15 protein-coding genes are annotated in these 12,491 nt (G+C 63.3%); 11 read left to right on the top strand and 4 right to left on the bottom strand.

What is annotated here, in order from left to right:
• A partial coding sequence (locus EN993_RS21780) for an EAL domain-containing protein (RefSeq protein ID WP_127264792.1) occupies window positions 1-1,355 on the top strand: 1,355 nt, incomplete at its 5' end.
• 27 nt (window positions 1,356-1,382) lie between these two features.
• Here EN993_RS21780 and EN993_RS21775 read toward each other — a convergent pair.
• Together EN993_RS21775 and EN993_RS21770 are read right to left on the bottom strand one after the other, a co-directional pair.
• Window positions 1,383-2,483 (bottom strand): OmpA family protein, encoded by a 1,101-nt coding sequence (locus EN993_RS21775; RefSeq protein WP_109658860.1) that lies wholly within the window; start codon window positions 2,481-2,483, stop codon window positions 1,383-1,385.
• 148 nt (window positions 2,484-2,631) lie between these two features.
• The gene (locus EN993_RS21770; protein WP_127264791.1) at window positions 2,632-3,165 is read right to left on the bottom strand and encodes a GNAT family N-acetyltransferase; all 534 of its coding nucleotides are present in this window, start codon (window positions 3,163-3,165) and stop codon (window positions 2,632-2,634) included.
• Window positions 3,166-3,365: 200 nt separating this feature from the next.
• On the opposite strand from EN993_RS21770, the gene EN993_RS21765 reads away from it, so the two are divergent.
• Window positions 3,366-3,821: a DUF2214 family protein gene (locus tag EN993_RS21765; protein WP_109658858.1), complete on the top strand. Its 456-nt coding sequence runs from the start codon at window positions 3,366-3,368 to the stop codon at window positions 3,819-3,821.
• Here EN993_RS21765 and nth read toward each other — a convergent pair.
• A complete protein-coding gene (nth, locus tag EN993_RS21760; protein ID WP_109658857.1) occupies window positions 3,815-4,621 on the bottom strand; it encodes an endonuclease III in 807 nt (268 codons plus the stop codon). The genes EN993_RS21765 and nth overlap by 7 nt on opposite strands.
• 22 nt (window positions 4,622-4,643) lie before the next feature.
• On the opposite strand from nth, the gene EN993_RS21755 reads away from it, so the two are divergent.
• Window positions 4,644-5,138: a DUF2244 domain-containing protein gene (locus EN993_RS21755; RefSeq protein WP_109658856.1), complete on the top strand. Its 495-nt coding sequence runs from the start codon at window positions 4,644-4,646 to the stop codon at window positions 5,136-5,138.
• Window positions 5,139-5,220: 82 nt separating this feature from the next.
• Here EN993_RS21755 and EN993_RS21750 read toward each other — a convergent pair whose 3' ends face one another.
• The gene (locus EN993_RS21750) at window positions 5,221-6,036 is read right to left on the bottom strand and encodes a class I SAM-dependent methyltransferase (RefSeq protein ID WP_127264790.1); all 816 of its coding nucleotides are present in this window, start codon (window positions 6,034-6,036) and stop codon (window positions 5,221-5,223) included.
• A 115-nt stretch (window positions 6,037-6,151) separates the two neighbouring features.
• On the opposite strand from EN993_RS21750, the gene EN993_RS21745 reads away from it, so the two are divergent.
• The 8 genes from EN993_RS21745 (at window position 6,152) to EN993_RS21710 (ending at window position 12,307) form a co-directional block, all read left to right on the top strand.
• Window positions 6,152-7,027, top strand: a complete 876-nt coding sequence (locus EN993_RS21745) for a bifunctional helix-turn-helix domain-containing protein/methylated-DNA--[protein]-cysteine S-methyltransferase (RefSeq protein WP_127264789.1) — start codon at window positions 6,152-6,154, stop codon at window positions 7,025-7,027.
• Window positions 7,028-7,244: 217 nt separating this feature from the next.
• On the top strand, window positions 7,245-7,715 hold the full coding sequence (locus tag EN993_RS21740; RefSeq protein WP_127264788.1) for a hypothetical protein: 471 nt from the start codon (window positions 7,245-7,247) through the stop codon (window positions 7,713-7,715).
• Between the two features lie 22 nt (window positions 7,716-7,737).
• Window positions 7,738-8,130 (top strand): hypothetical protein, encoded by a 393-nt coding sequence (locus EN993_RS21735; RefSeq protein ID WP_109658853.1) that lies wholly within the window; start codon window positions 7,738-7,740, stop codon window positions 8,128-8,130.
• Window positions 8,097-8,606 (top strand): hypothetical protein, encoded by a 510-nt coding sequence (locus EN993_RS21730; RefSeq protein ID WP_127264787.1) that lies wholly within the window; start codon window positions 8,097-8,099, stop codon window positions 8,604-8,606. Before EN993_RS21735 ends, EN993_RS21730 begins: the two co-directional genes overlap by 34 nt.
• Window positions 8,581-9,063 (top strand): hypothetical protein, encoded by a 483-nt coding sequence (locus tag EN993_RS21725; protein ID WP_109658851.1) that lies wholly within the window; start codon window positions 8,581-8,583, stop codon window positions 9,061-9,063. The genes EN993_RS21730 and EN993_RS21725 overlap by 26 nt, the downstream gene beginning before the upstream one ends.
• A gap of 154 nt (window positions 9,064-9,217) precedes the next feature.
• Window positions 9,218-10,123 (top strand): ribokinase, encoded by a 906-nt coding sequence (locus EN993_RS21720; RefSeq protein ID WP_127264786.1) that lies wholly within the window; start codon window positions 9,218-9,220, stop codon window positions 10,121-10,123.
• A 1-nt stretch (window position 10,124) separates the two neighbouring features.
• Window positions 10,125-11,579 (top strand): amidase, encoded by a 1,455-nt coding sequence (locus tag EN993_RS21715; protein WP_127264785.1) that lies wholly within the window; start codon window positions 10,125-10,127, stop codon window positions 11,577-11,579.
• A 113-nt stretch (window positions 11,580-11,692) separates the two neighbouring features.
• Complete coding sequence (locus EN993_RS21710) at window positions 11,693-12,307, top strand: LysE family translocator (protein WP_127264784.1); 615 nt, start codon at window positions 11,693-11,695, stop codon at window positions 12,305-12,307.
• Window positions 12,308-12,491: the final 184 nt, after the last annotated feature.

Raw genomic sequence — 12,491 nt, 5'->3', positions numbered from 1 at the left:
CCGGACTGGCCAACCGACGCGACTTCGAAAGCCGGCTGGAAAGAACGATCGCGGACTTGGCGGACCGGCCCCGCCAGCACGCGCTGATGTATCTCGACCTCGACCAGTTCAAGCTGGTCAACGATACCTGCGGCCATGCTGCCGGCGACCAGCTGCTGCGCCGGATTTCGGCGCGGCTGACCAACGAATTGCGGCCAGGCGATGTGCTGGCCCGGCTGGGCGGCGACGAGTTCGGCGTGCTGCTCGGCGATTGCGATGCCGACAGTGCGGCCGACATCGCCGAACGGCTGCGCGCAGCCGTGCAAGACCTGCATTTCGCCTGGGACGGCAGGCCCTTCAACACCAGCGTCAGCATCGGCATGGTGCAGATCGCCGATGCGCGAGTGACGATCGAGGAAACGCTCAGGGCCGCCGACGTCGCCTGCTACATGGCCAAGGAAAAGGGCCGCAACCGCGTCCAGATCCACAGCGATGGCGACATGGCCCTGCAGGAGCGCTTCGGCGAGATGGCCTGGGTACAGCGCCTGCACGCCGCCCTCGAAGAAAACCGCTTCAGGCTTCATGCCCAAGAAATCTGGCCGCTCGACGATGACGCCGCCGAAGCAGGTGTACATGTCGAGATCCTGTTGCGGCTGACCAGTGAAGACGGCAGCTTCGTCACCCCGCAAAGCTTCATTCCCGCGGCCGAGCGCTATGGCCTGATGCCATCGATCGACCGCTGGGTGGTCCGCAACACGTTCGCCATCCTGGCCGCGCGGCAGGCCGATCCGCGCACGGCTCCGATCTCCACCTGCGCCATCAATCTTTCCGGAGCGACTTTTGGTGACGAGACATTCCTCGGCTTCCTGCGCGAACAGTTCCTCGTCCATGGCATTTCGCCTGCCATGATCTGCCTGGAGATCACCGAAACCAGCGCCATTGCCAATCTCAACAATGCCATGCGCTTCATCGCTGATCTGCGCGGCCTGGGCTGCCGCTTCGCGCTCGACGATTTCGGCTCGGGCATGTCGTCCTTCGCCTATCTGAAGCACCTGCCCGTCGACTACCTCAAGATCGACGGCAGCTTCGTCAAGGACATGATGGAAGACCGCATTGACCATGCCATGGTCGAGATGATCCATCACATCGGCAAGGTCATGGGCAAGCGCACCATCGCCGAGTTCGTCGAAAGCGATGGCATCATTGCGGCGCTGAAAAAGATCGGCGTCGACTATGCCCAGGGCTATGCAATCGCCAGACCTCAGCCGTTTGACGCCTCAACGGCATTGCTCTGCAAAAGCGTCGCGCCGGCCGCAGAGATCGTCACCGATCCATGGGTCGATCTGGCGCAAAAGCTGCGCCGCAAGGCCAGCTAGAATGCGTCCTCGTTCGGAAGACTCGCTTCAGTTCAACTTGACCAGAACCACACGGCGGTTCTTGGCGCGGCCCGCGTCATCATCATTGCTGGCGACAGGCGCCATCATGCCGGCGCCAGCAGCGGTCAGCCGCGCCCCGTCGATGCCGTATTTCGACACAAGTGCCGCCTTGACCGCTTGCGCCCGTCGCGACGACAGGTCGAGATTGTAGTCGAAGGCGCCTTGATTGTCGGTGTGGCCGACGACGATCACGGCCATATCAGGGTCGTTGGCCAGCAGCGTCGAAATTTCCTTCAGCGTTGGTTCCGACTCCGGCTTGATGTCGGCCTTGTCGGTGTCGAAGAAGATGCCGTAGAGCGAAATGCTGCCGGTGGCGGAGAGTGAATCCGCCATCTTGGCCGCCTCGACCACCACCATCTTCTTGTCGCGCGCCTTGGGTTCCAGCACCTGGACGATGGCAACGGTGCGGCCGTTGAGCTCCTTGCAGTAGAGATCGTCGGTCATCGAATAGGTCTGCACGGTCACATAGGCGTCGCCGCCGTCCTGCGGCACCTTGGCCGAGAAATAGCGCTGGTCGTTGATGCCGGAGGTCAGTGCGCAGGCGCCATTGGAGAATGCCGCGTCCTTCAGATCGCTCTCATGGAAGGAATACATCGTCAGGCTCATGTCGCCGCCCCCGCCGCTCGACGAGCGGTCAGCGGCGCCACCGCATTCCTCCTTCTTGCATTCGAACAGGATTTCGCCGCCGGCCGCCGCGATCACATCCTGATAGTTGCGCAGCACTTCGAGCGGCGAACGCTCGGCCGGCAGCACATAGGCGATGCGGGTCAAAGCGCCCTCGACCTCGGCCTTCTTGTCGGGTGCGAAGACACGATTGTTCATCGCATCGCGCGCGTCGGGGTCCGCGCTCGGCTTCAGCGGCGACAGCGGCACGCTGAAATCCGTGAAGGCCAGTTTCTCATAGGAGACGATGAACGAGCCTTCGTAGCGCTTGGCGAGATGGTTGTCGGCGGCGCCCTCGATATCGGCGGTCGGCGCCGTCGCGTCGGCTGCCGCCAGCCGTCCGGCCAGCATGAGCACCAGCACCGCCCAGAAAAACGTTAGAGCTGTCGTCTTGAATGCACGCATCGATCGTCCCCCCTTCGCATTATACTCGATGCTAACAGAGCGGGTATGTCCAGTCGATGACGCCGCCTGGAGCATGATGCCGAAAAGTGTGAAGCGGTTTTTCGGACGACATCATGCTCTATCCCTTTGATTAGAGCCGGCTCTAGGGTCACCGCGCCAGCAGGATGGTCGGGGCGTCGTGATAGGTGGTCTGCACCACTTCCCGGAAACCGCACTTCGCCGCGACCCTCAGCGAAGCGACGTTTTCCGGATCGATGATGCAGACGGTCTTCTCCCGCCCGAACGTCTCTTCGCCCCATGCGAGCACGCGGCCAACAACCTCGGTGGCGAAGCCCGCCCCGTGCACGGCCGGAACCAGCGCCCAGCCGGCTTCGGGAATGCCCTCGATCGACGGCTCCATATCGCGCTTGAGATCGTGAAAACCGGCCTCGCCGATGAAACGGCCCGTCGCCTTCTCCTCGATCGCCCAGAAACCGTAGCCGAGCAGCGACCACAGGCCGGCGTGACGCAGGAAGCGCATCCAGCTCTCTTCGCGCGTGCGCGGCTTGCCGCCGATGAAACGGGTGACGACGGGATCGGTCCACATCGCGGCATAGGCCTCGAAATCGCCAAGCTGGTGTGCCCGCAGGATGGTTCGCTTCGTCCCGATGACAGGAGCACTGGTCGCTGGTGAATTGTTCATGGGATCTGCCCTCGCACGGATTGTCAGCGCTTAGCAAATCGCCGGTCTGGTGCAAGAGCCAGGGCAATGCGGCCCATCATCCAGGCTCCACTATGGGAATCTTGCGCGACGGTGTTATTTTCGCGACAGGCTGATTCACACTAGCAGCGTGATCCTTTTTCAGGCGCGGGGCGGCGCCGTCAGACCCAAGGGAAAAAAGCATGGACGCCACCGATCTTGTGCTTGCGATCTTCCATCATGTGCTGGTGTTTTCACTGGCAGGGATCATCGGCGCCGAATTCGTGCTGATCCGCGGCGATCTGGCCGCTGCCACGCTCAAGCGGCTCGCCGGCATCGATCGCCACTATGGCATCATCGCCACGCTGATCATCATCGTCGGCATCGGCCGCGTCTTCTACGGCCTCAAGGGCTGGGAATTCTACGTCTACAACTGGGTGTTCTGGGCCAAGATGGCGGCGTTTGGCATGGTCGGGCTGCTGTCGATCATCCCGACCGTCCGCTTCATTTCCTGGAACAGGCAGGCAAGCGCCAATCCCTCGTTCCTGGTGCCGGCAACTGAGCTTGCGTCCGTGAAGACCTATATCCGCGCCGAGGCTTTCATCTTCCTGCTGATCCCGGTCTTCGCCGCGGCGATGGCACGCGGCTACGGCTACTGATCTGCCGCTGAAGCCATTTCAAGGGGCGCGATCGGCACCAGCGGTGCCGGTACGTCGGTCGTCTTCACCTCGGCCTTGCAAATGTCGGCGATGACGCAGGCCGTGCAATCCGGCTTGCGCGCCTTGCAGACATAGCGGCCATGCAGGATCAGCCAGTGATGCGCGTGGCGCATATATTCGTCCGGGATGATCTTGAGCAGCCCCTGCTCGACCTGTTCCGGTGTCTTGCCGGGCGCCAGCCCGAGCCGGTTGCCGATGCGGAAGATATGCGTGTCGACAGCCATCGTGTGCTGGCCGAAGGCCATGTTGAGCACGACATTGGCGGTCTTGCGCCCGACGCCCGGCAGCTTGACCAATTCATCGCGGTCGTCAGGCACCTCGCCGCCATAGTCGCGGATCAGCGCTTGCGACAGCGCAATCACATTCTTCGCCTTGTTGCGCCAGAGCCCGATGGTGCGGATGTACTCGCCGACCTTGGCTTCGCCCAGCGCCAGCATCTTCTGCGGCGTATCGGCGATCTTGAACAGCGCCCGCGTCGCCTTGTTAACGCCGACATCGGTCGCTTGCGCCGACAGCACCACCGCGACCAGCAGCGTGAAGGCGTTGACATGTTCGAGCTCGCCCTTCGGCTCGGGCCTCTGGACGGAAAAGCGCCGGAAGATCTCGTGCACTTCCGCCGGGCTATAGCGCGAAGTGCGCCGCACCGGGCGCGGGCGCGGCTTGGCGTTCGACCCATCGCGCCGTCCGGGCAACAGCTCTTTTTTGGACATGGAAGAATCTTTGGACTTGGGGCTCGCCATTTCCCTCCTATAATATCCCCTCATGAGCGACACAAACGCCTCGTTTCAGGCCGACGAGCCATTCTTTCAGGCGCTACTGACCCCGCATCGGTCGCTGGGCCGGACAGGTTTCTTCATCCTGATGGGCGCGCTGCTGTTCGGCTGGCTGGTGACAGGTGCGTTTTTCCTGTCGCGCGGTGCCTGGCCGGTGTTCGGCTTCTTCGGCCTCGACGTGATCGCCGTCTACATCGCCTTTCGCGTCAACTACCGGGCCGCCCGCGCACGCGAGGAAGTCTCGGTCTCGCGCACCAGCCTCGACATCCGCAAGACGGCACCCTCCGGTAAATCGGAAGCGCATCGCTTCAATCCGTTCTGGGCGCGGTTTTCGGTCGCTCGTCACACCGAGATCGGCATCACCAGGATGACGGTTGAAGGGCAAGGCCAGAACGTGCCGATCGGATCGTTCCTGGACCCAGCCTCCCGAGAAAGCTTTGCCACGGCTTTTTCACGCGCGCTGGCGACCGCCAAGACGCGCTAGAAGCAATTCCAGGAAAAGTGTGAAGCGGTTTTCCCGGGAAAAGCGCGCAGCGCTTCCCTGGGGAATTGCGGCAAAAAGTGCCTCAGAACCGATAGCGCAAAAGCCTGCCGACCTTTCGCAATGCAGGAATGTGTCTCCACAGGCGGATGAACAGTTTCGCGGACCAGCCCATGCGGGCGGCGTGTTCGGGCTTGTAGGCCGAGATGTCCTCGACGAATCGCAGCTTCGGAACAGCCAGCTCCAGTTCGTGCGGATCGTCGATGGCCCAGTGGACCTCGGCGCCCGTCGCCTTGATGGTCGGATTGAGGCGAAGCAGCTTCAGGCCGAAACGGCTGTAGGCGTCGAACATCAGCTCGCCGCTGGCAAGATGCGAGACGAGCCGCGCTAACAGGCGTGGCCCCTCTTCGGCTGGGAGATAGGGCGTCAGTCCTTCCGCCACCACGATGGCCGGGCGATTGCGCGGCACTTCAGCCAGCCAACCGGGCTCGGTCACCGACGAGGCAACCAGATGGTAATGGTCGCGCAACGGGTAAAGCTTGCGCCTGAGTTCAATGACCTCGGGGTAGTCGACATCGAACCAGTCCACGCCTTGCGGTGGATCGACACGGAAGATACGCGTATCGAGCCCGCAGCCCAGATGCAGCACGATGGCGTCAGGATTTCTGGCGAGAAAGTCCTCAACGCGGACGTCCAGCGTCTTTGCCCGGATCGCCAGGCCGACGCCGAGATTGTCGTCGACCTTGAGCCGGGAGAAATCATAGTCGATCTTGCGAACTACCTCGTCGGCGAAATGATCCCTAAGCAGCGAATCCGGCAACCGGCTCTCCAGCGCCTTGCCGTAGAGCGTCATCAGTAAGGTCTCCTTTGCCCCGGTGAGATTTACTTTTTCGCCGGCCATGAGCGACTCCTGGGCTCGAATCCCGTGTCTATCTGGGTATGCGCCGCAAGAAGGCAAGTTTCGGGTGGCGATCGACGCCCCAAGGGGCGATATTCCGGCTCAAGGAGACAGTTCCATGAGCACACACACAGCAGTCCTCAACAAGGACATCACGCCGCAAGGCAGCGACTATGAAATCGTGCGCCGTGCTATCGAGAAGATCAGCCTCGACTATCGCGACCAGCCTTCCCTCGAAGAGCTGGCCGAGGAGGTCGGCGAAACGCCGACCGGCTTGCAAAAACTCTTCACCCGCTGGGCCGGCCTGTCGCCCAAGGCCTTCCTGCAGGCGGTGACACTGGATCATGCGCGCAGGCTGCTCGATTCCGGCATGCCGCTGCTCGAGACCTCGTTCGAATTGGGCATGTCCGGCCCGGGCCGGCTGCATGACCTGTTCGTCACCCATGAGGCGATGTCGCCGGGCGACTACAAGACGCGCGGCGCCGGGCTCACCATCCGCTACGGCTACCATTCCTCGCCCTTCGGCACCGCCCTGATCATGGCCACCGACCGCGGGCTTGCCGGCCTCGCCTTCAGCGACCCCGGCGAGGAGCGCGCCGCCTTCGCCGACATGTCCAGCCGCTGGCCGAACGCCCTCTATGTCGAGGACATGACTGCCACAGGCCCCTACGCCGCGCGCATCTTCGACCCGACGCTGTGGCGCCCCGACCAACCGCTGCATGTCGTCATGATCGGCACCGACTTCCAGGTTCGTGTCTGGGAGGCGCTGCTCAAGATCCCGATGGGCAAGGCCCGCACCTATTCCTCGATCGCCGCCAGCATCGGCACGCCGTCCGCCAGCCGTGCCGTTGGTGCCGCCAACGGCGCCAATCCGCTCTCTTTCGTGGTGCCCTGCCACCGCGCCATCGGCAAATCCGGCGACCTCACCGGCTATCATTGGGGCCTGACCCGCAAGCGCGCTATCCTGGGCTGGGAAGCCGGGCAGGTGTCGTGAACATCGATTTTCCAATTATTGCCGAAGGAATATATAGATATCGACATTAAGTATAATTAGGTTTTTCTGTTTCGTTTTGCTTGCATACAACCGAGGGCAACCTCTGGTTACCATGTTTGTTATTTTCAAATGTTATTTTAGTTAACCCTAAATTAACCACGATAAAGTGATGATGACCCATATTAATTCGGGCGATCCGGCTTAATAGGAGGTCTCGATGACGTTGTTTCGCGCCGCCTTCGGCGCAGTTCTGCTGGTTGCCAGCATAGACCAGACCGCGTTGGCCACGACGCAGAATGTCATTTTCAATGGCACAATCGCGCCGACCTGCACGCTTGTCGTTGCCACCAACGGCACGATGACGGTCAGTCCCGATCTCCAGTCCCTCAGCTCCCACAACAGCGGCGGTTCTGCCGGAACCGTGACACTGACGACGACCGGAGGTGTCTCGCTCAGTGTCGATCCGGTCACCACCACGACGGTGCCATCCGCCGACAGCACGTCGACGACCTGGACGCCGACCTACTCCGCTGCGGGCACGCATTCCATCGTTGAGACCGGCTCGGCCACCAGCATCGGCACCCCCGGCGCCGACCTCGTCTCGGTCCATCTCGCCGGCACCAAGGGCGGCAGCAACCGCTTCGCCAACGGCAACTATCAGGCAACGGTAACGCTGCGCTGCGAATGACGCCGCAGCGAAGGAGGGGGCCTTGAAACATGCTCGAATCCTGGCGACGGCACTGGCCGTCGGATTGGCGCCCATTGCCGCCAAGGCGCAGTCGATGTCGCCGATGCGTGGCGAGGTCAACAGCTTCACCGACGTCTTCGCGGTCCGCGTTTTCCCAGCCAATCCCTACGACCGGAAGATCCGGGTCGAAATACACGTCTACGACCAGGATTTTCAGCCGGTAGACGCCAGGATCTCTCCAAATGTCTTCCAGCTGGCTTCCCAGGCGTCCCGTCCTGTCCTTGTGGTCGTGCCCTTTGGCGGCGCCGCCGAGCGTAAAGTGCGTATCTGTACCGAAAGCATCCCCTTTCCCAATCAACAGACGCAGATAAGGGCACAGATATGCGGAAAGTTTTTTGGGCGCCGCAAATCCTGATAGTCGCGCTCGCGGCTGCGTCGGCGAATGTCTCGCCGGCCGGGGCCGAGGACATCTACAACCTCAACCAGAACGAGAGCGGCTTCAACCTGCCCGGTGTCACCTTGCCCCAGGGCCAGGACGAGGTCCATGCCGCGGACGGCACCACTTGCCGCTCCGCCGTGTCCGGTTCCGGCGCGTATGTCGATCTCGGCGTCATCAGAGGCAACAACCAGTCGAACAATGACGTCGCCACCTACGGCCGCGTCGTGATCCCGATCGGGCGTACGCCCAAGCGCGTCGATTGCAGCCGCCTCTACGAGCTTGAGGTCGAGCGGCTGCAGCTGGAGCTGAAACTCCTCAAAATGGGCCTTGGCGCCGACGGCCAGACGGCGAGCATTGCCGCCACCGCTCCCGCGACTGCATCGCCCGGATGGGCCAACGAAGGCTGGAGCATCAGGACCGGAAGCGATGGCAAGAAAAAGAAGAAGAAATAGCAGCGCGCTGCTTGCCATGGCAGCACTTGCCGGCTTTTGCCTTCCGGTGCAGGCGGCGATCATCGGCACCTGCACCATCATGGTCGGGGCGTCCGGAACGATGACCGCAAATCCAGCCATCGGCATACTGGGCTCCAAACAGGCAGGCGGATCGAGTGCGAGCGCCACGATCGTGGCAAGCTCGCTGCTGTGCTCCTTGTTCAACCTGCTGGACTGCTATTCGGTTTCGGCGCCGGCGCCAGCCGCATTCTCGTCCGCGCCGAGCGGCGGCGGCACCAACGTGACCTTCGCTTCGGTCTTCCGCCTCGATGGCTCGGGGGTCGACATCAACGGAAGTGTGCCGCAGCGGGTTGTCAACGGCACCCACCCCATGCAGGTCGACCTCACCGCCACCAAGTCGAGCGGTATCTTTCCCGCCGGCAACTATCAGGGCACGGTCACCGTGCGCTGTGAATAAGCCGCGATACCTCAAATCGAGCTGGACCATTCGCGTGGTCTGGCAAGCCGCGGCCTTACAGGTTAGCTTCCCGCGCTATTGGAACGACCTGCGTTCGCCCGGACGCACAAAAGCCGCTCCGACACTTTGAATTTGCGCTGCCAGGAGGCGTTGCTTGATTATCGTCATCGGCTCGATCAACCTCGACCTTATCGCCAATGTCGACCGCTTGCCGAGCCCCGGCGAGACGGTAGGCGGCTCGGCCTTCACCACCGCTCCCGGCGGCAAGGGTGCCAACCAGGCGCTGGCCGCCGCGCGCGCCGGCGCCTCGGTGCGCATGGTCGGCGCCGTCGGCAAGGACAGCTTCGCTGCCGAGGCGCTGGCGCTGCTGCGCGACGGCAAGGTCGACCTGTCGGGTGTTGCCGAGACCTTCGCCTCGACCGGTACGGCGCTGATCATGGTCGGCGACGACGGCGAGAACATCATCGCCGTGGTGCCCGGCGCCAACGCTTCCGTGTTGCCTGGCGACCTCGCCAAGGCCTTCCTGAAAAAGGGCGATGTCGTCCTGCTGCAACATGAGATCCCGCTGGCGACCGTCGATGCAGCGCTTGACCAGGCAAGAGCGGCCGGCGCCATCACCGTGCTCAACACAGCCCCTTTCCAGGGCAAGGCAGCGGCCTTTCTCGCCAAGGCCGATTATGCCGTCGCCAACGAAACCGAATTCGACCTCTATGGCGAAGCGCTGGCCCTAAATGGCCGCGACCGGGCGGCACGCATGCGCGACTTCGCCGCGAAAACCGGCCGCACCATCGTCGTCACGCTCGGCGGCGATGGCGTGATGGCGGCGACGCCGAGCGATTTCCTCAGCGTTCCGGCCCTGAAAATCACCCCTGTCGACACGGTCGGCGCCGGCGATACGTTCTGCGGTTATTTTGCCGCCGGGCTGTCGTCGGGCCTCACGCTCGAACAGGCGCTGGTGCGCGCCGGCGCGGCCGGCTCGCTGGCCTGCCTGAAGCCTGGCGCCCAGCCGGCGATCCCGCTGGCCAGGGATGTCGATCAGGCGTTGCAGGAAACCCATTGAGATGCTGCGCCCTCAAACGAAACATGCCGTGCCGCCGACCGGCGACATCTGCCGCCTGTCCGCGGTCGAGCTCGCCGCCGCCATCCGCCGAAAGACACTTTCCGTGCGCGAGGTGGTGACGGCATTCCTCGACCGCATCGAGGCGGTCAACCCGCTGGTCAACGCCATCGTTTCGTTGCGCGACCGCGGCGACATCCTGCGCGAAGCCGATGCCGCCGATATCAGGCGGACAAGTGTCGAAGCCGGCCCGCTCTTCGGCCTGCCGATCGCCATCAAGGATCTCGCCTCGACCAAGGGCCTCAGAACCTCCCTCGGCTCGCCGATCTTCGCCGATTTCGTGCCCCAGGAAGACGATTTCTTTGTCGAGCGCATCCGCGACGCCGGCGCCATCATCATCGGCAAGACCAACGTCCCCGAATTCGGCCTTGGCTCCAACACCTACAACAGCGTGTTCGGACCGACGCTGAACGCCTTCGATCCGGCCCTGACCGCCGGCGGCTCGAGCGGCGGCGCGGCTGTGGCGCTGGCGCTCGACATGCTGCCTGTCGCCGATGGCAGCGACTTCGGCGGCTCGCTGCGCAATCCGGCCGCCTTGAACAATGTCTATGGCTTCCGCCCGTCGCAAGGACTTGTCCCCGGCGGACCCGACTTTGAGGTTTTTCATGCGCAGATGGGCGTCGATGGGCCGATGGGCCGCAACGTCCGTGACATGGCGCTGCTACTCGATGTGCAGGCCGGTTACCACCCGCACGCGCCATTGTCCTATGAGAAACCGGGCTCGTTCCTCGAAGGGCTCGGCATGGCAGCGACTGGCGGCCGCATCGCCTGGTTTGGTGACCTCCGCGGCCATCTGCCGGTCGAACCCGGCATCCTCGATCTGTGCGAAGCAGCCCTTGGCCGGTTCGCGCAAGCGTCCTTCGTGACCGAACCGCTGCTGCCGGATTTCGACTTCGAAGCGCTGTGGCAGGCCTTCGTGACGCTGCGCCAGGCCAGCAGCGGCTGCGCGCTCAAAACCCACTATGACGATCCCGCCAAGCGCGGCCTGCTCAAGCCGGAGGCCATCTGGGAGGTGGAGAACGCAATGCGGCTGACGGCGCCGCAGATTCGCGCGGCGTCGGTCATCCGCACGTCCTGGCATCGCATGCTGCTGTCGCTCTTCGACCGCTATGATCTCATCGCGCTGCCGACCGCGCAGGTCTTCCCCTTCGATGTAAGCACGCATTGGCCCCGCGAGGTCGCCGGACGCGCAATGGACAGCTACCACCGCTGGATGCAGGTTTCCGCTTTCGCGACCTTGGGCGGCTGCCCGGCGGTCAACGTGCCGGTCGGCTTCGACGACAAGGCTAGGCCGATGGGCATGCAGCTGATCGGCCGGCCACGCGGCGACCTTGCCGTGCTGAAGGCGGCGGCGGCCTATGAGGCGACGCTGCCCTGGCAGTCCGGCGCCAGCGCCTGAGCCGCATGCACCGGCCTGTCGCGGCGCTTCGCGCATCGGCTTGCATCGGCAGCGCCGCCATGCATTGATTGTCCTCAGCTGCGCCGCATCGTCGGCATTCCCAGGGAAAAATCATGTCGCTCGAACTCTACGCCGCCTATGTCCTGGCTTGCATCGTCATCATCCTGGTACCGGGTCCGACGGTCACGCTGATCATCGCCAACAGCATTCGCCATGGCTCCCGCGCCGGTCTCGCCAATGTCGCCGGCACGCAGGCCGGGCTTGCCGTGATGATCGCCATCGTCGGCATCGGCCTCAACACGCTGATTGCGGGCATGGGCCATTGGTTCGAATGGGTCAGGCTGATCGGCGCCGCCTATCTGATCTGGATGGGCGCGCAGATGTTCCGTTCCAAGGACACGCTGAACGCGGATGGAACCGCCAGGAAACCGCGCGGCGGCTTCTTCCTGCAGGGTCTGCTGGTGGCGCTCAGCAACCCCAAGACGCTGATCTTCTTCGGCGCCTTCTTTCCGCAGTTCATTTCGCCGCAAGGCAACTACTCGCTGCAGATCGCCGTCATGGGCCTGACCGCCATGATCTTCGCTGCCATGTCGGATTCGACCTATGCATTGGCCGCCGGCCGCGCCGGGCGTCTGCTGTCGGCCAGCCGCATCAAGCTTTTGTCCAGGATCAGCGGCAGCTTCATGGTCGGCGGCGGCCTGTGGCTGGCGTTTTCGCGATCGAAGTAAGCGCCTTTTCCCTCGCCCCATTTACGGGGTCCGAGGGACAGGCGGCTCGCCCCGGTATGGGTTGGTCGCGAAGCGATCGGGGGAGGGCAGCGCCGGGTCTGCAGACAAAATATCAATGTTTGTGCCGCCCCTCATCCCCCTGCCGGGACCTTCTCCCCGTGAACGGCAGGGCAATCGCATATGG

The organism is Mesorhizobium sp. M7D.F.Ca.US.004.01.2.1 (assembly GCF_003997785.1).
Lineage (GTDB): Bacteria > Pseudomonadota > Alphaproteobacteria > Rhizobiales > Rhizobiaceae > Mesorhizobium > Mesorhizobium loti.
Note: the sequence above shows the minus strand (reverse complement) of the source record. Positions and strands in the feature narration are given on the sequence as shown.

What these genes read in the sequence shown, in the direction of transcription:
- EN993_RS21775 (WP_109658860.1), bottom strand. Translation starts at nt 2,483, where the DNA reads ATGCGTGCATTCAAGACGACAGCTCTAACGTTTTTCTGGGCGGTGCTG.
- EN993_RS21770 (WP_127264791.1), bottom strand. Translation starts at nt 3,165, where the DNA reads ATGAACAATTCACCAGCGACCAGTGCTCCTGTCATCGGGACGAAGCGA.
- EN993_RS21765 (WP_109658858.1), top strand. Translation starts at nt 3,366, where the DNA reads ATGGACGCCACCGATCTTGTGCTTGCGATCTTCCATCATGTGCTGGTG.
- nth (WP_109658857.1), bottom strand. Translation starts at nt 4,621, where the DNA reads ATGGCGAGCCCCAAGTCCAAAGATTCTTCCATGTCCAAAAAAGAGCTG.
- EN993_RS21755 (WP_109658856.1), top strand. Translation starts at nt 4,644, where the DNA reads ATGAGCGACACAAACGCCTCGTTTCAGGCCGACGAGCCATTCTTTCAG.
- EN993_RS21750 (WP_127264790.1), bottom strand. Translation starts at nt 6,036, where the DNA reads ATGGCCGGCGAAAAAGTAAATCTCACCGGGGCAAAGGAGACCTTACTG.
- EN993_RS21745 (WP_127264789.1), top strand. Translation starts at nt 6,152, where the DNA reads ATGAGCACACACACAGCAGTCCTCAACAAGGACATCACGCCGCAAGGC.
- EN993_RS21740 (WP_127264788.1), top strand. Translation starts at nt 7,245, where the DNA reads ATGACGTTGTTTCGCGCCGCCTTCGGCGCAGTTCTGCTGGTTGCCAGC.
- EN993_RS21730 (WP_127264787.1), top strand. Translation starts at nt 8,097, where the DNA reads ATGCGGAAAGTTTTTTGGGCGCCGCAAATCCTGATAGTCGCGCTCGCG.
- EN993_RS21725 (WP_109658851.1), top strand. Translation starts at nt 8,581, where the DNA reads ATGGCAAGAAAAAGAAGAAGAAATAGCAGCGCGCTGCTTGCCATGGCA.
- EN993_RS21715 (WP_127264785.1), top strand. Translation starts at nt 10,125, where the DNA reads ATGCTGCGCCCTCAAACGAAACATGCCGTGCCGCCGACCGGCGACATC.
- EN993_RS21710 (WP_127264784.1), top strand. Translation starts at nt 11,693, where the DNA reads ATGTCGCTCGAACTCTACGCCGCCTATGTCCTGGCTTGCATCGTCATC.